This window comes from Fimbriimonadia bacterium, from assembly GCA_039961735.1.
GTDB lineage: Bacteria > Armatimonadota > Fimbriimonadia > Fimbriimonadales > JABRVX01 > JABRVX01.
The window spans coordinates 1-22,859 of sequence record JABRVX010000044.1 but is presented as its reverse complement, the minus strand read 5'-3'; the positions used below and the strand labels follow the sequence as shown (position 1 = coordinate 22,859).

Annotated in this window: 18 protein-coding genes; 13 read left to right on the top strand and 5 right to left on the bottom strand. The window is 62.3% G+C overall.

What is annotated here, in order from left to right:
- Nucleotides 1-387: 387 nt before the first annotated feature.
- Together HRF45_10505 and HRF45_10500 are read right to left on the bottom strand one after the other, a co-directional pair.
- Complete coding sequence (locus HRF45_10505) at nt 388-1,458, bottom strand: trypsin-like peptidase domain-containing protein (protein ID MEP0766955.1); 1,071 nt, start codon at nt 1,456-1,458, stop codon at nt 388-390.
- A gap of 130 nt (nt 1,459-1,588) precedes the next feature.
- Nucleotides 1,589-2,926: a bifunctional folylpolyglutamate synthase/dihydrofolate synthase gene (locus tag HRF45_10500; protein MEP0766954.1), complete on the bottom strand. Its 1,338-nt coding sequence runs from the start codon at nt 2,924-2,926 to the stop codon at nt 1,589-1,591.
- 122 nt (nt 2,927-3,048) lie between these two features.
- On the opposite strand from HRF45_10500, the gene gatB reads away from it, so the two are divergent.
- From gatB to HRF45_10470, 6 genes are all read left to right on the top strand, one after another.
- The gene (gene gatB, locus HRF45_10495) at nt 3,049-4,497 is read left to right on the top strand and encodes an Asp-tRNA(Asn)/Glu-tRNA(Gln) amidotransferase subunit GatB (protein MEP0766953.1); all 1,449 of its coding nucleotides are present in this window, start codon (nt 3,049-3,051) and stop codon (nt 4,495-4,497) included.
- Nucleotides 4,494-5,072, top strand: coding sequence for a hypothetical protein (locus HRF45_10490; GenBank protein ID MEP0766952.1), 579 nt, complete (start codon nt 4,494-4,496; stop codon nt 5,070-5,072). Before gatB ends, HRF45_10490 begins: the two co-directional genes overlap by 4 nt.
- The gene (locus HRF45_10485; GenBank protein MEP0766951.1) at nt 5,069-5,401 is read left to right on the top strand and encodes a YggT family protein; all 333 of its coding nucleotides are present in this window, start codon (nt 5,069-5,071) and stop codon (nt 5,399-5,401) included. The genes HRF45_10490 and HRF45_10485 overlap by 4 nt, the downstream gene beginning before the upstream one ends.
- Complete coding sequence (locus tag HRF45_10480; GenBank protein MEP0766950.1) at nt 5,401-5,946, top strand: DivIVA domain-containing protein; 546 nt, start codon at nt 5,401-5,403, stop codon at nt 5,944-5,946. The genes HRF45_10485 and HRF45_10480 overlap by 1 nt, the downstream gene beginning before the upstream one ends.
- Complete coding sequence (locus tag HRF45_10475; GenBank protein ID MEP0766949.1) at nt 5,912-6,163, top strand: DUF167 domain-containing protein; 252 nt, start codon at nt 5,912-5,914, stop codon at nt 6,161-6,163. Before HRF45_10480 ends, HRF45_10475 begins: the two co-directional genes overlap by 35 nt.
- Nucleotides 6,164-6,264: 101 nt before the next feature.
- Complete coding sequence (locus HRF45_10470; protein MEP0766948.1) at nt 6,265-7,683, top strand: hypothetical protein; 1,419 nt, start codon at nt 6,265-6,267, stop codon at nt 7,681-7,683.
- A 391-nt stretch (nt 7,684-8,074) separates the two neighbouring features.
- Here HRF45_10470 and HRF45_10465 read toward each other — a convergent pair whose 3' ends face one another.
- Nucleotides 8,075-10,048, bottom strand: a complete 1,974-nt coding sequence (locus HRF45_10465) for a hypothetical protein (protein ID MEP0766947.1) — start codon at nt 10,046-10,048, stop codon at nt 8,075-8,077.
- 307 nt (nt 10,049-10,355) lie between these two features.
- Here HRF45_10465 and serC point away from each other — a divergent pair, with 307 nt between their 5' ends.
- From serC to HRF45_10440, 5 genes are all read left to right on the top strand, one after another.
- Nucleotides 10,356-11,447 (top strand): 3-phosphoserine/phosphohydroxythreonine transaminase, encoded by a 1,092-nt coding sequence (gene serC / locus HRF45_10460; GenBank protein ID MEP0766946.1) that lies wholly within the window; start codon nt 10,356-10,358, stop codon nt 11,445-11,447.
- A 193-nt stretch (nt 11,448-11,640) separates the two neighbouring features.
- Nucleotides 11,641-12,552: a radical SAM protein gene (locus HRF45_10455; protein MEP0766945.1), complete on the top strand. Its 912-nt coding sequence runs from the start codon at nt 11,641-11,643 to the stop codon at nt 12,550-12,552.
- Nucleotides 12,553-12,808: 256 nt separating this feature from the next.
- Nucleotides 12,809-14,209, top strand: coding sequence for a PQQ-like beta-propeller repeat protein (locus HRF45_10450; GenBank protein MEP0766944.1), 1,401 nt, complete (start codon nt 12,809-12,811; stop codon nt 14,207-14,209).
- A 57-nt stretch (nt 14,210-14,266) separates the two neighbouring features.
- Nucleotides 14,267-15,607, top strand: coding sequence for a hypothetical protein (locus HRF45_10445; protein MEP0766943.1), 1,341 nt, complete (start codon nt 14,267-14,269; stop codon nt 15,605-15,607).
- A gap of 300 nt (nt 15,608-15,907) precedes the next feature.
- On the top strand, nt 15,908-17,782 hold the full coding sequence (locus HRF45_10440; GenBank protein MEP0766942.1) for a thioredoxin family protein: 1,875 nt from the start codon (nt 15,908-15,910) through the stop codon (nt 17,780-17,782).
- On the opposite strand, the gene HRF45_10435 is transcribed toward HRF45_10440, so the two are convergent.
- On the bottom strand, nt 17,779-18,840 hold the full coding sequence (locus HRF45_10435) for a DUF1385 domain-containing protein (protein ID MEP0766941.1): 1,062 nt from the start codon (nt 18,838-18,840) through the stop codon (nt 17,779-17,781). The two genes, HRF45_10440 and HRF45_10435, sit on opposite strands and share 4 nt — an antisense overlap.
- A 164-nt stretch (nt 18,841-19,004) precedes the next feature.
- On the opposite strand from HRF45_10435, the gene HRF45_10430 reads away from it, so the two are divergent.
- Nucleotides 19,005-19,226, top strand: coding sequence for a 50S ribosomal protein L28 (locus HRF45_10430; protein MEP0766940.1), 222 nt, complete (start codon nt 19,005-19,007; stop codon nt 19,224-19,226).
- A gap of 264 nt (nt 19,227-19,490) precedes the next feature.
- Nucleotides 19,491-22,481 carry a hypothetical protein gene (locus tag HRF45_10425; GenBank protein ID MEP0766939.1) on the top strand — a complete coding sequence of 997 codons (2,991 nt, stop codon included), beginning with the start codon at nt 19,491-19,493 and terminating at the stop codon, nt 22,479-22,481.
- 16 nt (nt 22,482-22,497) lie between these two features.
- Here the strand turns inward: HRF45_10425 and HRF45_10420 are convergent.
- Nucleotides 22,498-22,859 (bottom strand): hypothetical protein (locus HRF45_10420; protein ID MEP0766938.1); only part of this gene is annotated, 362 nt, incomplete at its 5' end.

The window sequence follows — 22,859 nt, the reverse complement described above, 5'->3', positions numbered from 1 at the left end:
ATGCCGGGCCTGCCGAAGCTAACGTCATGCTGAGCCTGTCGAAGCACCCGTCATGCTTCGACAAGCTCGGCATGACGGTCACGATCTGCGTTAGGTAAGATGCCCCTATCAATCCATCCGCCCTCCGATTGGGCGACTGGAGGTTCCGACCGCTGCTGCCTTGTGTGAACCTCAAGCCGCATACTGAACAGGTGTCCCGCTACCGGCGGTGAGGGTCGCTACCACCCCGCAGAGGCAGGTAAGGCTGGATGGCGTGTCCTGAGGGACTGGGCCTACAGCCCTTACGGACTTGCTAAAGTCTGGTCGGGATGTAGCAGGGCATGGGGAGTGCCCCTCCTACCGAAGGAGGAGCACGTAGCACAGGGGACGGGCGTGCAGGCTTTCGCCTCAGATGCCCGGGTATGGTGTGCCGTCGTCGCGAATCGGGACGCTTCCCAACCTGACTCGTACGGTTTCCGTCTTGCCGGTCTGCTGCTTTCGCACGGTCAGCGTAACCGTCGAGCCTGGCTTGTCCGTTACCACTAACTTCCGTAGCTGCGCGGCGGAGCTGATTGTCTTGTCACCATATTTCTGGATCAGATCACCCGGCATCAGGCCGGCCGAGTCAGCCGGCTCGTTCCGGTACACCCTATACACCCGTGCTCCCGTGCTGTTGTCGCGCAGTGGCAGGAAACCGATCCACCCGCGCTCCACCTTGCCATTACGCACGATCTCTTCCACGATTTTTCGTGCCATGTTCGAGGGCACTGCAAAGCCTATGCCCTGGCTGCCACCCGACTGAGTGTAGATGATGCTATTGATGCCGACGAGCTCTCCATCTACGTTTGCGAGTGCTCCACCCGAGTTCCCCGGATTGATTGCCGCGTCGGTCTGAATAAAGTCCTCTAGTGCCAGCACCCCCAGGTCCTGCCTACCCTTCGCGCTGACGATGCCGGTAGTCACGGTTCGCTCCAGCCCGAATGGGTTTCCGACCGCGATCACCCACTCGCCCACTTGCAGCTTATCACTGTCTCCCCATTTTAAAGCGGGCAGGTTGTTCGCCTCTACTTTGACGACGGCGATGTCCGTCGCAGGGTCGGTTCCTAGCACCTTGCCGTCTACTAGTAGTCCATCCCCCAAGCGCACGCGACAGACGTCGGCGCCGCGTACGATGTGGTTATTGGTGACAATCAGCCCGTCGGAGCGCATGATCACCCCGCTGCCCGTCTCGATGACGCGGCGACTGCTTCTTCCGAAGAAGTCATCGAAGTCAGGGAAAAGGGACCATCCGCCCGTTCGTTGCTCACGCTCCACCTCGATGTACACGACCGAGGGCGTGACCTGCTTGGCTACCGCAACGAAGGCTTGCTGCTGGCCCTTTAGCATCCGCTTGGCCTCGGCGAGGGACATTTCGTCCCCCGACTGCGCCCAGACCAATCCCGCACTTACCAGCGCCCAAACACAAAACAAGGCTCTCAACTCGACCTCCGATTACCGGTTTCACCTAAGTTACGCAACGGATTCTGGCATCTGCTCCCGCCAGTGGTGCCGGAGGGCAGCGATGAGACCGCTGGTGGACCCGTTGAGCAGGGACGACGCCACCCAGTTGTCAGGGCACTCGTTGCCTAGAACGTCCTCTTCGGCCCTTTAGCAACGGGGCGCAGTCGCCTACCAAGTAGAAAGAGCCGGTAACCAGGATGGTGTCGTCTGGGTCGGCTTCGCGCTGGGCCAGTTCGATGCCCTCCAGCGCGTTCTCGGCCCGCAGGAAGTCTAGGCCGAGGTCCTCGGCCGCTTCGCACAGCGCGTCGAGAGGCAGCCGCCTCTCGTCCAGTGGTTGCGTCAGGATGAGCTTCCCCGGGATCGGTGCCATCGCGGCAAGGAAGCGACGGGGATCGTGTCCCTTCGTCATTCCTAGCACGACGTGCAGCTTGCCCGACCGGGCCAAGGCCAGCGCGGCTGGACGAAGCACGGCCGCCGCATCGCGATTGTGGGCGCCGTCCAGTACGATCGTCGGTTTCTGAGCCACCACCTGCATCCGTCCCGGCATCTCCGTGGTGGCTACGGCTTCGGCATAGGCTTCCTCGGGAATGTCGAAGCCCCAGGAGTCGGCAAAGCCCTCGGTGATGGCGATTGCCAGCGCCGCGTTCTCACGCTGGTGGGCCCCTAGCATCTTAACATGCAAGCCTTTTAGGTACATGCGGGGAGTCCGCACGTGCAGCGCGTTGCCGTCTTCCCACCACACGACAGAGCGCCCGTACACTGAGGGTCTGGTGGACGCATGGCGCACGTGCGTAATGCCTGCCATCATCTCACGGCTGAGCGCCGACAGCACCTCGAGTGCCGACGGGTCTTGCGCCGCCGTCATGAATCGCACTCCGGGCTTGATGATGCCGCCCTTCTCCCTGGCAATCTGTTCCACGGTCTCACCCAGGATCGGGGTGTGGTCCAGACCCACATTGGTGATGGCGGCCACTCGCGGCAGGATGACGTTCGTCGCGTCCAGCCGGCCGCCCATCCCGGCTTCCACCACCGCGCAGTCCACCGCCTCTTCGGCAAAGAACTTGAACGCGACCAGTGTCTTCAGCTCGAACTCCGTGACCGGTCCTAGCTCGGTGTCGCCCAGCTCCTCGCACAATGGAACGATCCGGCACATGATGGAGGCAAACCGCTGCCGGGGGATCTTCTCTCCGCCCACCAGAATGCGTTCGCACAGGTCGAACACATAGGGTGAGTGATATCGGCCCACCCGCAGCCCAGCGGCGCCAAGGATGGATGCGCAGAACGCGGTCACCGAGCCCTTGCCATTCGTGCCAGCGATATGAATGGAGGACCAGCGGTCTTGCGGGTCGTTCAGGCGGGACAGCACGGCGCGCATTCGTCCGAGGCCGGGTCGGATGCCGAACCGTTGCAGGCTGCTTAGATAGTCCACCGCCTGTCGAAAGTCCACGGAGGCAGTGTACCGCAGGGTGCCTCAGGCGGCGACTCGCATGGGCTCGTCCCGATTGCCGTCCCGGTACATCGAGGGGGGCTAGCGTGTATGCCACAATCGGAACCTAGAGAAGCACACGGATGACCCAGGGCTACATTCCCAGCATCGGCATGGAGGTTCACGCGGAGCTTAGCACGCGGAGCAAGATGTTTTGCGGCTGCCCCGTGGGCTTCGGCGGAGAGCCCAACACCCGCATCTGTCCCGTGTGCACGGGCCAGCCCGGGGCGCTCCCCGTGCCCAACAGAGGAGCCATCGAGATGGTTCTTCGGACGGCGTTGGCGCTCAACTGCACGGTGCCGGAACGCAGCGTTTTCCACCGCAAGAACTACTTCTACCCCGACCTGCCGAAGGGCTATCAGATATCACAGTACGAGGAGACCAACCCGCTCGGCTATTCGGGTTACCTCGAGCTTCCCGCCGATGAAGGCACGAAGAAGGTCCGTATCCGAAGGGTGCACCTGGAAGAGGACACGGGCAAGCTAATCCACCTGCCGGGCGGGGAGAGCGGGATTGACTACAACCGAAGCGGCGTGCCGCTGATGGAGATCGTCACCGAGTTCCCACCGGATATACACTCCGCCGAGGAAGCTCGGGACTACCTTTCTGAGTTGCGCCTTCTGCTGCTCTATCTCGGAGTGTGCGACGGCAAGATAGAAGAAGGGAGCCTGCGGGGCGAGCCCAACATCTCGGTCGCGCCGGAGGGTAGCGCGACACTCGGTGTGAAGACGGAGATCAAGAACCTCGGGTCCATAAAGGCCGTGTACCTCGGCGTTAAGTCGGAGGTTGCACGTCAGATCGAAGCCATGAGACGAGGCGAGACGTTGAGACAGGAGACACGCGGCTGGAACGAGGAGCGAGAAAGCACCTACGTGATGCGCGTGAAGGAAGAGGAGAACGATTACCGCTACTTCCCCGACCCCGATCTTCCACCCATGCGGATCGCGCGCGAGTGGCTGGAGAGCCTGAGGGCCGAACTGCCGGAACTGCCTGCAGCCAAGCGGGCGCGCTATCGTCGGGAGCTCGGGCTGCCTGCGAAGGACGCCGATCAGCTCGTCGCGGACCCGGCAACCGCGGCATACTTCGAGCAGTGCGTGCAGGCGGGTTGCGATGCAAAGCGGGCGTGCAACTGGTTGACCGGCGAACTCACGCGGCTGATGAAAGAGTCGGACGTGCAGATCGCGAACCTCAAAGTGCGGCCGGAGCACCTTCGTGAGCTGCAAGACCTGGTCGAAGCGGGAACCCTGAGCTCCACGATGGCGAAAGATGTGTTGGCGGCGTGCTTTGCGGATGGACGGTCGCCCCGGGCCATCGTGGCAGAGCGGGGCGACGCGCAAGTGTCGGACTCGGAGGAGTTGCTGCGCTGGTGCCGCGCTGCGCTCGAGGCAAACCCGTCGGAAGTCGCGAAGTACAGGGCAGGCCATCGGAACGTGATCGGCTTCTTCGTCGGACACGTGATGCGCTCGTCGGGCGGCAAGGCGAACCCGAAGATGGTACAGGAGATCCTTCGAGAGGAGCTGGAGAGGGAATGATAGCAGTGGTTCTGTCTGCGCTCGTATCGGTGACCTGGCCGACCGGGACGCCGGCCCAAAGCCGCGATGCCCTGAACGCCGTGTGGGACTCGCTCGAGTGGCAGCTAGTCAAGGCGTCCGACCTCGCGTGGCACCAAGGCGAGTACGACATGGTGGCTCGCGTGGGATACATCTGGATCGAGGTGAATCCCGACAACACCGAGGCCTTCTCTACGACCGGGTACATCCTCGAGGCGGGACTGCAGAACTATGACTACGCAGAGCAGGTGTATAAAAGGGCGGTGCAGGCGCACCCTGCTCGGTGGGAGTGCAAGCACGACCTCACCTTCTTCTACTACATGCGTAAGCGCTACGCCGAGGGTGCGATGATCGGAGAGCAGATGCTGGCACTCAAGCCGATGCCGACAGCATATCACTTAGTGGCCCACTGCTATGAGCGTTCCGGACAGTTAGCGAAGTCCATCGCTACCTGGAAGAGAGCGCTCGAGGTGGACCCGAAGAACGACGTGGCGATGATGAATCTGAAGCGTGTCGAGGAGATGTTAGAGAAGGAGAAAGCGGGAGGGGAGCCGTGATCATCGGGCGAGTTTTCATGCCCTTTCTCTTCGACCCCATCTACGTGCTGCCCCTGACCGTCGCGTACAACGCGTTAGGGCTGCTCACGGTCACCATCCTGCTCGGCGTGGTGCTGGACTTCGTGCAACACATGGGTGGTCGGGTGCCGTACAACGGGTTTACGCGAACCGTGGAACGGGTCAGCGATGCGGTGACAATGCCATTGAAGCGGTTCATCCGTCCCGTTCGTATGGGATACGCCTTGTTGGACCTGACACCCTTGGTAGCACTGATATGCCTCTCGGTTTTGCAGGGGGCGCTGCGGGCGGTGATAGGGGGTCTGCTCTGATGAACGAGAACATCGCGGAACCACGCCTAACACCACTGCAGGTGGAAAAGACCGTCTTTCCCCGGCGGGCATTCGGTTACGATCGCAAGGCGGTGGACGCATTTCGGCGCGACGTGGGCAAGGAGATGGAGCGCCTGGTGCAAAGGGTGCGGCAACTGGAGCAGTCCGAGCGCGAGCTGCTTTCCGAGGTCGGCCGCTTCCGTGAGTTGGAGACGGCGCTGAAAGAGGCTGTGTTGTTAGGCCAGCGCGCGGCAGACGAGACGCGGGCTGCGGCTCATAGTGAGGCGGACGCGGTGCTCTCGGAGGCCCGCGCGCTGGCGCGACAGCTTCAGCAGGACGCCGAACTCCAGGTGCAGCAGATACGGCAGGAGGTGGCCCGCTTGCACGCCGAGCGCGAAGGGCTAGTCGCGGGGCTGCGCGCGATGCTGGAGGGGTTTGCTGCGCGGCTCGAGACGTTCATGCCCGCCACGGCCGCGGTTAGCGTGCCGGTGCAGGAGGTCGAAGACGGAACTGTCGCTGCGAGTGACGCCCCGCGCGAGCCGTAACGAGGTTACCCTCGGGCCGGACGGGGTGCTGCATGTGCGGGTGACCGCCCCTCCCGCCGACGGGCAGGCTAACAGAGCGGTAATCGAGGCCCTCGCTCGCGAATTGCGTGTGCCGAAGACCTCCATCACCATTCTCTCCGGTTCTTCCTCGCGCAGCAAGCGGGTGCGCGTCGAGGGGTTGAAGGCCGACGTTCTGCTGCGCCTCCCCCGTAGCTAGGCGCGCAAGCCGGATTCGGTGCAACCGGCCTCCCTGAAGGCATGTATAATGCTTGTGGACCCAATGGTATGTTTGGAGCGTCATAGTCGAACGGGGTCAGCATGATATACTACGTACTCGGGATCGGCGCGGTCGTGTGGCTCATGGCTTGGCTCATCGCCTTCACCGTACTACGTAAGCGTGCCAAAGAGCGCATTCATCTGGACGGTCCAGCGCGCAAGTGGTCCTCTAGGCTGGCTTCGCGGCTGTATAGAAGCAAGATTTCGCCGGCGGAGCTCGCTTCGTACTCTGCCATGACCGGGGCGGAGTACGTAGCCGCGTGGGCAATGATCGACCCGGACGTGACCGCCGCGGCCGACTTCTCTTCGACAGCCGAGATTCATAGCGGCCTCGATTTTGCGCACTACATCCACCAGCACTACGAGTCGCTCGACGCCGCGGCGAAGGAAGGATTCCTGAACCGCCTGGTCGGCTACGTCGGCGAGCAGCAGGCGGCGGACCTCTTGGCGCACCAAGGACACGCTGTTCAGGTCGCGGCGGAGGCCAATCAGCCTGTGTGGGATCTGCTGGTAGACGGGCACCCGGCAAACATCAAGACGGTAGCCGATATCGCTGCTATCAAAGGCGAGGCTGCGGCTAACCCGGGAGTGACCTACTATGTCCCCCAAGACGCCCACGGCGAAGTCGGCGAGAACATCATCCCTCTGCCTGGCTTCAGCCACGACACCGCGAAAGAGGCGACAAAGGAGGCAATCGCCGGTGCCAAGGGCGAGATCGCAGCACACGGGCTGGGTATGCACCTTCCCTGGATCACCTTCGCTTTCGCGGCGTACAGAAACTACAAACTGGTCCGGGACTACGATCAGGATCCGCTCACTGCTGTGAAACACACTGCAATGGAGAGTGTCGGCCGCGGTGTCGGTGTCATTGCAGGTGCGAAGCTGGGTGGGGCCTTAGGTTGGTTCCTCGGACCAATCGGTGCTCTGGGCGGGGCCATCCTGGTAGGCATCGTCGGCGCGCTAACTGGCGGCGCACTCGCCGAAGAGTGGAAAATGCAACCGCTCCGGAAAGCCCAGGAGCGCTTCGAGAGTCTCTTGGAAACCTTCGGTCGCAGCTTCGCCAATCAACTCTCGACCATTCGAGAGCGTGTGCTACTACCCTATCAGGTTCGTCGGACTGCAGTAGAGGCTCTCGCCGCGCATGCCGCTCGCAGATACATGCGACCTCGCTTCTGGCTGTGGCCGGACTTCTATACTGTTCTCTTGATGGAGGCGGTGACCGCGGCGCGCAGCCAACTCACACAGGACCTGGAGAGGATCCGACCTGCCCTCGACGTGGTAGATCGAGCCCCGAGTGGCGGTTGGAAACAACTTGGCGCGCTGATGATGAACGTGCCGTGGCTCCGGCAGGGCCTCGTGCACGACGAATCCTCGCTGCAAGCCACGATGAACGCCCGAGCGGATGTATTCAGGGAGCGACGCAAACTGAATCCATCGTGGACCCCCCCGAACCTGGATTAGCGTGAACTCTGAGCGCTGCCACCTGAGCGACAGGGTCCATGCCATACAACCCTAGTCCCCCGAGTTCGCCCTGGTGACTGGTTCCCTTGAGGTATGAGTACCCTCTGGGGCAACTCACAGCCCTGATGTTCTGGAGCGGTGGCCCGCTCACGTCACGCTGAGCCTGTCGAGGCGTGCAGTCGTGTGTGGCGTGCCATCCCTTTACGCTGCTCCATTCACCAAGTGCATAAGTACGCTGCGACAGGCTCGGTGTGGCGGTTCCATCGCGCCTGTCGGAGTGCTGGCGATGTTACGCCGAGAGGCGAAACTACGTGACAACCGACGGACTGGTCCATGTAGATGACAAGCGGCCCTCCGGGGCATCGGAGGGCCGCAGGGTACAGAAGCTGCGCTACGGTGAGCCGGCTAGTCCAAAGTTGGTCAGGACCAGGTTCAGGTCAGCGAGGTCAACCACGCCGCTGCCGTCGAGGTCACCCATGAAGGCGGTGCCGCCGAAAGTGGTTAGGATGTAGTTGAGGTCGCCGAGCGAGACGCTGTTGTCATCGTTGCAGTCACCGTTCACCAACGTCAGGTTCACCGTGTTGCCCGCCGGCACGATCACCACAGAACCCTGCAGGTTTCGCAGCCAGTGCGAGAACTTGACAGCTACATCGAACGTGCCCAGCGCGACGTTCGGAAGGCTATAGTTGCCCGACCCGTCGAGGGTGATCGGATAGCTGTGCAGCACCGTCGTGGTACCAGGCGATCGGAACTCTAGGTTTGCCGTGAAGCCCGCGGGGCTAGCCACGTAGTTGAGCAACGTGATCTGCCCGGAAAGCGGTCCCGTGGTCGGGTCCAAGCTGTACGAGTAGATCTCCGTCCCCCACGATCCGGTGCCCACCGGTACCATGCCGATTGCCCAGAACGTGGTGTCGTCTGCCGGGTCCACCGCACCGCCGATGTAGTCGCCCCAGCGGCAGGGGTTCGCTTCGCCGTTGTATCCGACGGTGGCAGCGCGCTTCAAAGTGAGCGGTTTCATGGTGTTCGGTGCGTCGGAGGTTAGACGACCTGTGTAGTAAAGCGACACATATTCATTGCTACTAGACTTGGTTACACCAGTGCCAATAGTACCGTATTGGTTCATCTGCAGTGCGCCGTAGTAGATGTAGGCCGATGCATCCGAAATGTTGCCCGTCTGGGACACAGTAAAGTTGCTCGGCATGCCAGATGCATCCGCAACGTACCAGCGCACTACGCAGCCGGCTCCGCCGCTGATGTTGTGGGTCACCAGAACCTTGTTATCCCGAACGCACACGTCATAGATGCGGGTGTCCAAAGTATCTATTCGGGTGCTAGAGCCTTTCTGAACGGCAGTGGCTGCCTGACTATAACTGCTAATCGCTTTTCCTACCTTCGCCAGGGTCGGAGTACCGAGGGGGTTCTGTATGGCGAAGATGTTCAGCCGGTTGCCGCCACTAACGTTGACCACGTAAGGCAAATTGCTGGTGCCGAGGTGTCGCCCCGGCTGCAGGCTCCATGCCGTCCCGCCACTCGGATTCGTGAAACTCCAGAAGTCGGTGTACGTAATGGTAGGCGAGCCATCCAGGAACTGCTGCTTCGGGCATACGCGAATCTTGCCGTATCCGCCGCTGCCGCTGAAAGGGAACTGGTTGGAGGTGAACATGATAACATTCTGGTCGTAACCGAACCCAGGATAGTCGCCCCACGTGTTGCTGTTCGTGCTTCCGTTTAGTGTCGAGTTCAGCGCCCATTTCGCCCAGACGCCGTTCGGATCGCTGTCGTCGGACACGGCCACCAGGTAATATGAGCGATTGGCACCACTCTCGAGGGCCGCGTACATGATGAAAAACCGGCCCGAATACTGATCATAGAAGCACCGGGGATCGAACACCAAGCTGAACGAGATACCGAACCCGCTGAAGAAGTTGGTAGGGTTGAGGTTCGACGTGACGGTTCCGGCTTTCGTGTGGAACGTGAGGCGCCCGTTGATAACTCCGACCACGTGCGCCGGTCCGACTGCGACGTTCGGGTCTCCGGGCGTGAGGCCGCTTTGGGATGGACCCGGGAAGTAGCCGTTGCCGAACAGGTCGCTCACCAGATCGTTCTGACCAACGAAGCGAGGGCCGCGCCGCTGCGGAAACAGGTTCAGCACATTCGGCACGACGGTGAGCTGCTCCACCGGAGGGAAAAGATGCTCCCTGGCCTGCATCGCGTCCGTGTCGTCGAGCACGAACGGCACGTCCATCGTAACCGTGGCACTGTATCCGTCGAATTCCGTGCCCCGGTCCGCCAGGGCAGGTGCACACACGAACAACGCAAGAGTGAGACTGCCTAGCCCACGCAATCCTATGAATCTGTCCATCATTCCTCCACTTACCCGGGCCGTGCTGTTCACAAACGGCCACCGTTTGGGCGGGGGGTAGCGCCTAGGGCATGCAACCCCTCCACTTCAGGTAATAACCCGGACTGCGGTACCACGGTTCCACCTTCTCGCCCGTAGAACTACGGCAGGTTCCATGCCATACAGGGCTGTCGCAAGTGCGAGCAAGGCGGTTGCGGCACAGCCGATGTCTCTAGGCCATTCTCCTCCACCCATTTTCGGGGGCACAGGGACGTCGGGGCCGAATGTCGAACAATGGGCTACTAATCACTCGAAGCAATTGGAGGGCAAGATGGCTTCCCCCGAAACGACGCGCGTTTACAACTTCTCGGCCGGCCCGGCGGTGCTCCCGGAGCCGGTGCTACTGGAGGCTCAGCGCGACCTGTTCTCCTATCCCGGTGCCGGCATGTCCGTGCTCGAAATGAGCCACCGCGGAAAGCACTACGACGCCATTCATCAGGCTGCGAAGGACAACCTGAAGAAGCTGATGGGCGTTCCGGACAACTACCGCATCTTGTTCCTGCAGGGCGGCGCGAGCCTGCAGTTCAGCATGGTTCCCATGAACTTCCTGCCAGCAGACGGCACCGCCGACTACATCGTCACGGGGAGCTGGTCGAAGAAGGCGGTGAAGGAAGCGAAGCGAGTGGGCAAAGTGAACATCGCCGCCACTTGCGAGGAAACGAACTTCGACCGGCTGCCGACCGCAATCTCGCTGACGCCGGGCGCTGCATACGTGCACTTCACGTCCAACGAGACGATTCACGGCGTAGAGTGGCCCACGGAGCCGGACAGCGGGGGCGCACCTCTCGTCTGCGACATGTCCTCGGACATCCTCAGCAGGCCGGTGGACGTCTCGAAGTACGGCCTCATCTACGCGGGTGCGCAGAAGAACATGGGGCCCGCGGGTGTAACCGTCGTTATCATCCGCGAGGACTTACTCGAGAAGGTGCCCGAGGGGCTGCATTCGATGCTCGACTACAAGCTGCAGGCCGAGAACGACTCGCTGTACAACACCCCACCCTGCTTCGCGATCTACATCGTGGGGCTGGTAGTGAAGTACGTGCAGGCAGAGGGAGGCTTGCAGGCGATGTTCGAGCGGAACAGGCGCAAGGCAAGCGTGTTGTACAAAGTGATTGACGAGAGCGGCGGTTTCTACCGCGGGCACGCACAGCCGGATTGCCGTTCGCTGATGAACGTGACGTTCCGGATGGCCACGGAGGACCTGGAGAAGCAGTTCATCACGGAGGCTGCGGCCGCCGGGTTCGCTGGGCTGAAGGGACACCGGTCGGTGGGTGGCCTGCGCGCGTCCATCTACAACGCGTTTCCTGCGAAAGGCTGCGATGATCTAGCACAGTTCATGGTGGACTTCCAGCGCAAGTCGTAACCCCGGCGCCTTCACCGGTACACGTGACACGCTCCCATCGCTCACCCGATGGCGAGGGTGGGTCAGGGGAGGGGTGTGCGGTGTGATGCCTTGGATGCTCACGACCGATCCGGGGGAGCAGTTGGCCGGAGCGGGTGGGAAGGCCAAAACCTGCAGGTAGACAAATGTCTGCATAATGTGCTATATTGTCTATATGAGGTCGCCTGCGCTCAAGGTCATCCGATGCGGCACCATCCTCAACCGGTGCCCGCTCGACTTCGCCGACTGGACCGTGAACCCTTACGGCGGGTGCGCGTTCGGGTGCTCCTACTGCTTCGTGCCCGCCATGAAGGCTCGCCTCGGCGTGGAGCTGCCCGCGTCCTGGGGCGAGTACGTAGAAGTGAAGGGGAACGCCGCCGAGACGCTGAGGCGCCAGATGCGGGCCGTGAAGCCTGGCGAGCGGATCGCCATGGGCACGGCGACGGATCCCTATCAGCCCGCGGAGCGGACCCACCGAATTACCCGCTCGCTTCTCGAACAGCTCTGCTTCTACGACAATCCGGTTTCGATTACCACTCGCTCGCCACTGGTGCTACGCGACGTGGACGTGCTGGCCCGGCTCGCGAACGTGCGGGTGAACGTGTCTATCCCGTTCGTGGACGATGCCGTGCGCCGGGCCTTTGAACCGAACGCCCCCGCCCCCGCCGGGAGGTTGGAGTGTGTGCGAAGGCTGCGAGATGCGGGCATCCGCGTCAGCATCTTCTGGGCGCCCGTGCTGCCGGGAGTGACCGATACCGAGCGCGCGATGAGAGCCATTCTCACCGAGTTCGCAAAGATAGGCGTGCCGGTTTTGGCCATGCCACTGCGCCACCAGCCGTGGTTGCCACCCTACTACGAGCAACGACGGCGGGCATACTTGCGGGAGCGAGGTCCGGACGCAACTGCACTTCCCGGCAGAGAGGTCGGGCGAACGATGGAGCGTCTTGCTTCCGAACTGGGCGTCGCCCTGGAGGTGAGTGAAGGGCTGTGCGTGGAGCGACGTGTGCCAGCACTCCGGAGGATGCCCGGGGGCGCCGCCGGTCGCCGTCAGCGCACGTGCCAAGTGCCTGACCTCAGCAGAGCATAGCCATGCTAACAGTCCATGCTTGTGGAGAAGAGTCGGGCAGCAGGTTGCGGACGGCGAACTTTGGTGTATCCTATGCACGTCTGTATTGCTGACGGTCCGACCGGGGCCGGACGGCCGCCGGGCCGGACCGACCATCCCTAACTGGAAGGTGAATGGCAGAGATGCAATCTCGGATTGCGGCCTTGCTTACTCTATGGGGGGGGGGGCAGCCCTCCTCCTGACCCCCGTTAGCGCCGACCTTTGGGGACAATGGCCCATGGGCGGCAAGGACTATTCTCACTCCGGCTACTACCCGCAGGGGCTCGTAAGGCTGTCCGAGGGTACTGGGCAGTACGATAACTACGTCGCCGGCACGCAGAAGTGGAGCAAGGCGCTCCCTAACGGTGCCGTCGCAACGGGCGGCGTGGCCATCGGTCTCTTCCTGAGCGAGATACCCGTGGAACCCCCAGCGGAGCCGTCCGACGACGACTACGGTTACGAGTTCTTCGTGGGGGCAGACGACGGGAAGGTCTACTGCTACCGCGTGAACTCGGGCGGCATCGCCGCACCAATGGTGTTCACGGTGGACGACGACCCCGTGTGGACCTACACCTGTGACGGCGACCCCATCGGCACACCCTTGCTCGTCACGACGGGCAACACACCGGCGCGCGCTGTTTACGTCAGCGACACATCCGGCCGTCTGCACTGTATTGACGCCGAGACGGGTGACCGCATCTGGCGCTCGGCGGATCTTACGGGCCAGGGCGAGACCCTCACGGCTCCGGCTCACGGTGGCGCCAGCATCTACGTTGGCTCCTCCGCGGGCCATGTCTACGGGTTCTACAGGTACTACTCGGGCACCCCTGCCAACCAGGACTACAAGTGGGATGCCGAGACGAGCGGGCCTGTCGTGAGCACGCCTGCGGTGGCCTTCAGTCTTTCCGAGCCGGGACCTCAGGCCGAGGATGAGGCGTACCTGTACGTGACTACCGAGAACGCGCGGCTGGAGTTGTGGGAAGATGAGGGTTCGACAGTAGTCAGACACTGGCGCTGGCGCGACGAATCGGAGACCCAGGAGTGCAAAAGCTGGGCGATGCTCGCGAGCGCCACACGTGTGTACTTCGCGACGTACAACGCCGGCAACTACAAGGGCCGAATCTACTCGGTCGATCCAGACTCCAACAACCGGTGGGAGGACAACCCGAACGGGCGCGTGGACCAGATGCGCACGACTATGGTGTATCCCCCGCAGAACTATGACATCGGCAAGCTGGTTGCGAACATGTGCAACGACATGGCCGACAATGCCAACCTGTACCAAGGCACGCTGGACACCGCGTCCGGCAACGGCAAGCCGACCTTGGTGCGCGTCCTCGACCTGAACCCCGGCGAGAGCAAGGCCCAGGGGTATGTCCGCGTCAAGATGGGTGGGGACGCTGACGAGATCACCTCCGCGCCCGCCATCTGGCGGAAGAACGGCGAGACCAACTGGCTGTACGTGATCACCACGAACGGCAAGTACTACGTTATGGAGCCCGCAGGGAGCACGATCCCCTACGGGTTCCCCATCAACCTGGGTAAGACCATCCCGCGCCAAGACCTTGCGATTGACTACGATGGCGCCGTCGTGTTCACTACCTCCGACGGGTACGTAATCGCCCGTTGGGGGAAGTAGTGTTACAGGGGAGGGCCACACTTAGCGGCCTCCCCGCGTTTTGGAAAGGCAGATCCGATGAGATCAATCCTTACAGTCATCCTAGTCCTCGCGTGGTGTTCATTCGCACTGGCACAGACGCAGTGGAAGCATGAGCTTCTCCTGGCGGGAGATTACTTCTGGGTGGCGATCTCCAGCCCAACGTATCACGGCGTCAGCCCGAACGGCGTTCCCATCTACAGCACTGTGGAGTACGGGTACGGCAACCAGGCATGGAAGTACAAGACCAACCTGAACAGGCACTACTTCGGTCCGTTGGCTCAGGGTCTCGTTTCGGCGATCAACGCTTCCGATCAGGTTTCGTGGCGGGCACTAGACGCAGAGCCCCAGCGGTCGCTGCACGTGATGGTAGAGGATCGCGACTTCTACAGGGAGTTGTTCCCCCCGAGCCGGCCGACCCAAGATCACTCGCGCTTTGTTACCGCGGACGGGCGGCCACTGTGGCTCCGGCGTGACAGCGGTCAACCGGACCGTGTGTTCCTCGGGACGGACGAGCTGTCGCGCGGGCGTGCGGTGACTAGTGTTACGCTACAAGACATGAATGCGGCGGGAGTCGCAGCGTGGCACGGCTGGCTGACGGATGACCAAGGAGCGCGTTACAAGGAGATGTTCATCAACGATGTGAACTACTCTGCGCCGATACTTGGTGCCAACAGGCGTGTGTTGGGTGGAGTGAGACTCGACGCGGCAGGCAACGTGCTGTGGTCCGGCTATGGGGAAGCGACCGGTGGGGTGGGATGCCTGTTCTTGAACAGTGAGAACTTGACGCTTAGTCGGTACCCTCGCATCCGCGGGGCCCACGCCGAGGCCCTTCAGGAGGATGGTACGTTTTGGTGGTACATGTTCGACGAATCGCCGAGCGTGACGCGCCTCATGCGGAACTACGAGGACTACTCGACTCCGGTGTTTGGCGATGAGCCCTATGGCGTCATACAGACCGATACGTTCGTAAGCGCAACCGGTGACGTACTGTGGCAAGGCAGCGGCGCCGTCCGCGGACTCGTGACTTTCCGGAATCATGAAGACCTGTCAACGGCGCTGCTAGGCAAGATGAACAGCATGGATGAGCAGATCGGCGTTGGAATTGACCGCTTCGGGAATGCGGTATGGTGGGGATCCGGTGAGCTGACCAACCACCGAGCGCATGTCTTCGTGAACGGCTTCGACCTCTCCGCTGACCTGCTGGGACCGGACCACTACGCCGTAGGCATGGCAGTCGGTGAGAACGGTCACGTGCTCTGGATCACATCCGAGGGCGACATGAAGTGGATCTACCTGTCCACGCCTATCCCGGAGCCGAGTTGTCTGCTGCTGCTCGGCACCTGCCTCCTGCCGCTGATGCTACGTCGGAAGGCGTAATTCCGGCGTCTCGCCGGACATGACGGATACGCCGGGACGGCGAACTTACGGGCGTCCCGCCGGAGAGGGCTTGAGTGCGCGGCGGACGCAGGGCAGGGCATCGGGGGTCTTCGTGTGCGCAGGGGCACTGTGTTAGGCTCACTGTTCGCCTGTTGGGATGCGAGTGGGTGTGGGGGGCGATGCCCAGCTGCTGCGGCTCCACCGCATGAAACACGGGCCACCGGGCTGCCGTGAAACCGCGGGCGCGTGCCGTGCGTTTAGGGGTATGACACAGGTCACGAGACGCTCGGAGGGTTCTTCATGCGGCAGATGCTCTGCGCCGTGCTACTCACAGCCGGTGCGCTGGTCTTCTCTCAGCCTGCTCCTCAGGTCGCGCTGAAGCTCGACCCGGACGCGGCAAAGCCGGGTGCCACGGTGCAAGCCACGGTGTCCGTTACGATCCCGAAGGGCTATCACGCCTACTCCAACCCGCCGACCGGCGAAGGCCTGATACCGCTGGCGGTCACGAGCGTCTCTGGCGCAGCTCTGAAGACTGCGACCTACCCGCCCGGCAAGATGATCGAGTTCGGAGGCGAGCAGGTCGGAGCATACGATGGCACGGTCAGCGTCCAGGCGACACTGGAACTGCCGAAGGACGCATCCGGCAAGCATCCGATTTCCCTCACCGTCCGATACCAGCTTTGCGACGATGCCGTGTGCCTGCGCCCGGGTGAAGTCGCTGCACAGTCCGTGGTGTCCATCGAATCGGAATCCCCCGCGCCCAAGCCTCCCGACAGTGCAACGCAGGAGCCGACGCCACCGGACCCCACCGTGGGGCAGCAAGAGCCGGAGGCCCCAACTCAGCCCGATCAGCAGGTGGCCGCAGAGCAGGAACCACAGGTCGGCCAGCCGGAGCCTGCCGTCGAGCAGCAGCCTATGCAGACGCAAGCGGCACCGGGGTTCGAGGAGAGTTTCGCGGCCCGCCTGGCGCGCATGCATAAGGAGGGCGCGTGGATGTGGCTGTTGCCGGGATTCCTGCTGGCCGGTTTCATTCTGAACCTCACGCCATGCGTCTATCCCATCATCGCGCCCACTGCAGGCTTCATCTCGAAGCAGAGCACAACGGCCCCGGGTGGACGCGTGGCATTCGGATTGGCGTTTCTGATCGGGGCTGCAGCGGTGTTCGGCGCTTTAGGCACCTTGTTCGGCGCCACGGGACAGGTGTTCGGGGCGCTCTACCAGCACGCGTGGTTCACGGTGGGTCTCGGCGTGCTGATGATCGCCCTTGCGCTGGCGATGTTCGACGTGTATCAGATATCGCTTCCAGCAGGCCTCAGCAGCGGCTTGCGAGGTCGGGCAGGACTAGTCGGCGCGCTTATGATGGGGGGCTTCATCGGTGTTGCCGCCGTGCCGTGCGGAGGGCCGGTAATCGCGGTCACGGCGAGCTTGGTGTTCGAGGCACGCGACGTTCCCTTCGGGATGTTGGCGTTCACCACCATGGGTATCGGCCTCGGCCTGCCGGTGGCGGTGCTGATCATGACCGGTGCACTAAGCGTGCTCGCGAGGCCGGGGGAGTGGATGGTGACGGTGAAGCACATCCTGGGCCTCGCCGTCATCGCCTCGGGCCTCTACTACTTCAGCTTTGCCCTCACCCCGCTGATCGGCAAGGAGGGGATGGCGTGGGTCTGGGCTGCCTACCTGCTCGGCGCAGCGCTTTACCTTTTGGTCTTCGATCACACCGGGCGCACACAGACCGGCATGATCGCGTTGAAGAGCGTGTTCGCGTTGGGGGCTGCGTTTTACGCTGCAATCGCTCTGCAGCCGGCGCTTGGCAAGGCGGAGGTCGAGGATGTGTATTGGCAGCCGATGGACTTGGCGCAGTTCGAGCAGGTGCTCGGCTCGGGCAAGCCCGTGATCGTGGATTTCACGGCGGACTGGTGTGCGAAGTGCAAGGAGATCGAGGCGAAGACCTTCTCGCACCCAGCAGTTCGCCAGGCGCTGCGACAGATGGCTGCGTTCAAAGCGGACGGAACGTCTCGTACGGAGATGGTGGCGTCGTGGGAGCGGCGCTTCGGGGTACGGTCTTACCCCGCAGTGTTCTTCTACGACGGCGAGGGCAACCTCGTGAAACGCTTCGACACCTTCATTGACGACCAGCAGTTCCTACAGACGGCTCGCTTGGCCGGGGTCCCTTAGCCCAACACGGGCAGAGAGAAGCCCAGGAGGCGTTCCAGAAGGTCCACGACGGTAGCGCAGAGGAGCGCGCCGAGCAGAATCTGCAGCACGCCGCTGTTCACCAGTCTGGTCGGGAAGGGCGCCCGCGGGTCACCCGCCTTGCGAGCCTTGACCAGCAGATCCTTGCCTGCTTCGATTGCCTGTTCGATCTGTCTGTCGGAGGGTTCGCGCGTCGTGGCGAGGCGCTGCAGCCCCTGCCCCAGCGGCCTCCACAGCGCCACCGTAGCGAAGAGAGCGCCCAGGAGACCGATCGGCTGCCACTCCGGTGCATACCCGACACCCGCCAACATCAGGAAAAGAGCAGCCCCGGCAGCCAGGTTCGTTCCACAGCGAGCGTGCACCCGAGGCATGCGTCTCACCACTTCCAAGCTCAGTCGCTCCTGCTTCTCGATGGCGTGAACTACCTTGTGCTCGGCGCCGTGAATGGCCGAGAGTGGGATAGTGCGCAGTAGCAGCAGGAATGCTATGGCCACAACGGAGTGAGCGGCCAACCGCAGCCACTGCGAAGGGTCCGGCGTAGTCCCCACGGTGAACAGCCCCAGCGCACCGACACCGAGCAGCGAATCGGCGACCCAAGCCACCCCCGCAGCGATGGCGTTGGCTGCCAGAAACAGGACGAAGAGCAGGGCGCCCGTCGCCACCAGCGCCCACGACCCCTGGCCCGCCGAGACGAAGCCCGTGGTGAGGTAGACGCCGAACGGCGTAGCCATTCCCCCGATAAAGGTGGGCAGCAGCGGAAGCGGCGAGCGCTTGATGAGGTCCCCCGCCGTGACGATCCCGAGGTAGCGCCCTTCCTCTCCGACCACGGCAGCCGCTCCACGCCCTGCTTCGCGAATTGCTGTTGCCGCCTGCTCCGGGCTGGCGTCGGGGCCCACTGCAGGCAGGTCCACGGCCATGTGATTGCGGACCGGCTCCTCCGGAGAACACCCGGTGGCAACGGCAACGCTCAGTTCGGTCTCCCCGATGATCCCTACGGGTCGGTTGCCGTCGCAGACCACCGCGAATGGGGTAGCGGCCATGCGAAGGAACTCCGCCGCGCTGCCGATACTGTTTTCGGGTGCGAGCGGAGCAATGCGTCGGACGTGTGCGGCAATAGTGGTCTCTGGGTCCGGCATAGCTTGCGCGCGGGGCCGGCATGAGGTACAATCGCCGTCCCCTTTGTAGTATACGGAAGGACAAAAGGATTATGTACGTCTGCGACATTTGCCAGAAGGGCCTACAGCACGGCAACCACATCCGGCACAAGCACTCCGGCCAGTGGAAGCTGAAGGCACAGCGCCGCAAGCGCACCTTCAAGCCGAATCTCCAGTCCTTCCGAGCGGTCATGGACCAGGGTGGGGCACGGCGCAAGTTGCGCGTTTGCACGCGTTGCATCAAGACAGGCCGGGTCCAACGGGCTGTGTAGTCCCGACTAGCATTCCTTTCCATACCACCGATCGGGTCCGGTGCCAGGCACTTTCGTTACTGGCCGAATACCAGTCGTTTTGGGCAGCGTCCATTCTTCGCTTCGAGTCCGCGAATCTTTGGTTAACCTCCTTGACGAATCACCGCTTTTAGGCTAGGATGTAGTGGCTGGCGGGACAGTCCCAGCAGCTGTTTGCGCGTCCGGGGGTGACCGCACGGTGCGGTCGCCGTTGTGGTCCGGATGTGATTCTACGCCGGAGCCCTGGTGAGTCCGGAAGGAGAATACGAAAAGGGGATGCGCATCGGACTCTCGACGATCCTTGCGCTGATGTGGTTCGTAGTCAGCTCATTCGGCTCCCCGAACGCCGAGGGTATGGCGTTGCTCAAGGCTGCCTATCCCGGCGTGCAGCTCTCTCAAACGTCTCCCACCGATTGGCGTATCTGGGGCCGCGAGTTCGGCAGCGGCATCTCGCCTTGCGCGACTGCCGAGGGATTCATACAGGAGTTCTACGCTCCGATGTTCGGCCCACTGCCGACGGGCTTCGGCCTCATCGGGTCGTACACGCTGATGGAGGGCAAGTTCACGGTTCTGCACTTTGGGCCGGGCGGGTCTCCCTTGTCAACGAGTGTGCTCACCCTGCTCGTTCGCAACCTGCCCCATCACCCGCTAGTGCTCGTCTCTGGGAACTTCGTTGGCTCTCAGGGCCCGTCTCGCGGCCTGCAGGAAGGCCCCGGTGTGTCTGCGCTGCCTGCCATCCCGTATCCCGCCCACTGGATCGAGGATGCGCAGTTCGCAATATATGCGGAAGGCGAAGAGCCCCGACTCGCGTATCAGGTGCTCGTGGACAACCGTGAGTGGCCGCATCGGGTTCGTCGCTACATCTACGTAGACGTCGCGACGGGCGAGGTTCTCGGAGAGCGCAACCTCGTCTATCACGTGGACCTTCCCGGCAGCGTGATTGGCTGGGCAACTCCTGGCCTCCTGCCGGACAGCTATGACAACCTCCCGGAGCTTAGAGTCCTGCCCGGGGTGGGTGTTTTGGGTGGAGACAAGCGCACGTGGACCGGGTACGATGGCTCGTTCCTACTGAATGACGTAGGAACGGGGCCGATCGATGTGACGGCTTCTGTCTTGGCAGGCAAGTGGGCGCGTGTGCAAACGTGGATCGGAGCTTCCGAGGTGCAGACACTGACCGCGATGCCCCCGTCGCCTGTCGTCTTCGAGCTGAATCCCTTCCAGACGCAATACGGAACAGCCCAGATCAATGGACTCCTGCATGTTACGCTCGCACACGATTTCGTGAAGTCCTATGCCCCCAACTTCCCCGGCATCGACATTCCCATAACTGTCAACGTCAACCTCTCGGGCCCATGCTCCGACACGGACTACTCCTATGTAGACCAGTCCTTGAACTTCAAGCGAGCAAGTTCGGGTTGCATCAACACCTGCTATTCGACAGTCATCTATCACGAGTACGGGCACTTCTGCGTGGACATGGCAAATCCAAACGCCAAGCGCGACTATCACGAGGGAATGGCGGATGTGTTGTCAGCCTTTCTTACGAACGACCCGCGTCTGTTCCTCGACTTCTTCGGGCCGGGGACGGGTGCCGTGCGTAACCTGGAGACCGCAACCGAGCGCTATCCGAGCAAAGCCGAAGAGCATACTGCAGGACAAGTTATTGCCGGAGCCTTCTGGAAGGCCAAGCAGCATCTGGCGCAACGTATCGGCGACGCGGAGGCTCTCGAGGTTTTCCGTGCACTGTGGGCGAATAGCTTGTTGCTGCGGCAACCCGCGGTCTCACCCATGGTAGTCATAGATTTGCTGGTGCTCGACGATGACGATACGGCCGTGACAAACGGCACGCCGCATTGGGAGTCGATCCGCAGCGGCTTCGCGGAGCATAACCTGAACGCACCCGATCTGCCCCTGGTGAACTTCGATGTCACGCTCCCACCGCAGTTCGACCTGCCGGATGCTCCCCACTCGGCGACGGTGGTGGTCACTCCCGGGCTGTCGGATCCGGACATGAACACCCTGGCACTCAACCTCTCGGTAAATGGCTCGACCTTCGTCCGAATACCGCTGGATATGGTAAACCCGGTGGAGGTACCGTTCCCGCCTCAGGCATGCGGAAGTGTGGCGAAATGGTATCTGTCAGTGGACACCGTTGCGGGGCTGCCTGCCTATTGGCCGGCGGGGGGACCGCTAGCTCCGGCACTGACCGTGTATTCTCAGGACACTCGAACGGTGCTCTATGACGACTTCGAATCGGACCTCGGTTGGACCGTCGACAGTATAGACCTGACGACGGGTCAGTGGGAGCGTGGGGCTCCATGGCCTACCTATTACTATGATGGCAGTCTGGCGCAGCCCGACGGCGACTTCCCATACGACGAAGGCACCATGTGCTACGTGACGGGGTTAGGAAACGCCGGCGACTCACCGGGAGCGAATGACGTGGACGGCGGGCCGACGATTCTCACATCGCCGCGCTTCGACCTCTCGGGTGCAGACGGGGTGATCAGCTTTGCCACGTGGCTGTTCAACGAGGATAACGACGACTACCTGACCGTCAAGCTGTCTGCCGATGACGGTCAAACTTGGGTGACCGTGCGCCAGTTCCTGTCTGGCGACTACCTACCAGCCGGCGGCTCTGAACGCAAATGGATGCAGACCGTGTTCGTTGCGAGCGAGTACGTATCACCTAGTAATCAGATGCGCTTGCGCTTCGAGGTAGCGGACAATCCTAACAACTCAGTTACCGAAGCAGCGGTGGACGCGGTGAAAGTAGTGCGGTTCGAGTGCCTGTCGGATGAGGTGACTTTCACCGCAAGGGTGGAGCCAACGGCGTACTATGGCCCACTGATTAACGTTACTGCCACCATCGAGTTTCGTGATCCGGCCAGTGGGCTCGTAATACGAGCGGAGTCGGGACGATTGACCGCTGATGGCACTCTCTCCGTGCATGTGCCTCCAGGCAACTACGATATCGCCCTAAAGGGTGATCGCTGGTTGCGAGAGATCGTTCCTGGAGTGCTCGTAATTGACGGCGGCGACGCGACGACGTTCGTACTGTCCCTTAATGGCGATGTGGATGGTGACAATCGTGTCGGGGTAGCGGACCTGACGACGGTGCTGCTCGCCTTTGCCCAGGTGTCTGACGGGCCCGTCAACTTGGATGGCATCGGGCAGGTGGACATGCAGGACCTCGCGATCGTGCTGGGCAACTACGGCCGCATCGGTCCGGACTAGGGTCTCTAGCCTTGTGTCAGTGCTGTACTGGCACGCTCTGAGCCGAGATGTCTGTCGCCGACGTGAGGGTTTGACGGGGTCTGCCGGAGCCGTGCTTTCGCGAGAGGGCAAGGAGCACGATCCCCAAGCTTATTGCCGAACAGCCCACTGGCTCGGGGACCAGTTCGGAGTACCACACCTCCCACGGAGCGTAGTAGTCTGGGGTTCGTGCGATCCAGAGCACGTCGCCACGTGCATTGGCGGAAACATCCATTCGGGAGATCCAACGCGTCCCCGGCACGCCCTCGAAGGCGTTCTCCGTCACGTTCACGTCGTCCAAAAACACGTTCCAGCCGTCCGTGGCGGTGTAACCCATCCACACGGCGCGACCGTTCGAGG

Excerpts from the sequence above, each read along its gene's own strand:
- gatB (MEP0766953.1), top strand. The coding sequence starts at position 3,049 with ATGACCCAGGGCTACATTCCCAGCATCGGCATGGAGGTTCACGCGGAG.
- HRF45_10490 (MEP0766952.1), top strand. The coding sequence starts at position 4,494 with ATGATAGCAGTGGTTCTGTCTGCGCTCGTATCGGTGACCTGGCCGACC.
- HRF45_10480 (MEP0766950.1), top strand. The coding sequence starts at position 5,401 with ATGAACGAGAACATCGCGGAACCACGCCTAACACCACTGCAGGTGGAA.
- HRF45_10470 (MEP0766948.1), top strand. The coding sequence starts at position 6,265 with ATGATATACTACGTACTCGGGATCGGCGCGGTCGTGTGGCTCATGGCT.
- HRF45_10465 (MEP0766947.1), bottom strand. The coding sequence starts at position 10,048 with ATGATGGACAGATTCATAGGATTGCGTGGGCTAGGCAGTCTCACTCTT.
- serC (MEP0766946.1), top strand. The coding sequence starts at position 10,356 with ATGGCTTCCCCCGAAACGACGCGCGTTTACAACTTCTCGGCCGGCCCG.
- HRF45_10455 (MEP0766945.1), top strand. The coding sequence starts at position 11,641 with ATGAGGTCGCCTGCGCTCAAGGTCATCCGATGCGGCACCATCCTCAAC.
- HRF45_10450 (MEP0766944.1), top strand. The coding sequence starts at position 12,809 with ATGGGCGGCAAGGACTATTCTCACTCCGGCTACTACCCGCAGGGGCTC.
- HRF45_10445 (MEP0766943.1), top strand. The coding sequence starts at position 14,267 with ATGAGATCAATCCTTACAGTCATCCTAGTCCTCGCGTGGTGTTCATTC.
- HRF45_10440 (MEP0766942.1), top strand. The coding sequence starts at position 15,908 with ATGCGGCAGATGCTCTGCGCCGTGCTACTCACAGCCGGTGCGCTGGTC.
- HRF45_10435 (MEP0766941.1), bottom strand. The coding sequence starts at position 18,840 with ATGGCCGCTACCCCATTCGCGGTGGTCTGCGACGGCAACCGACCCGTA.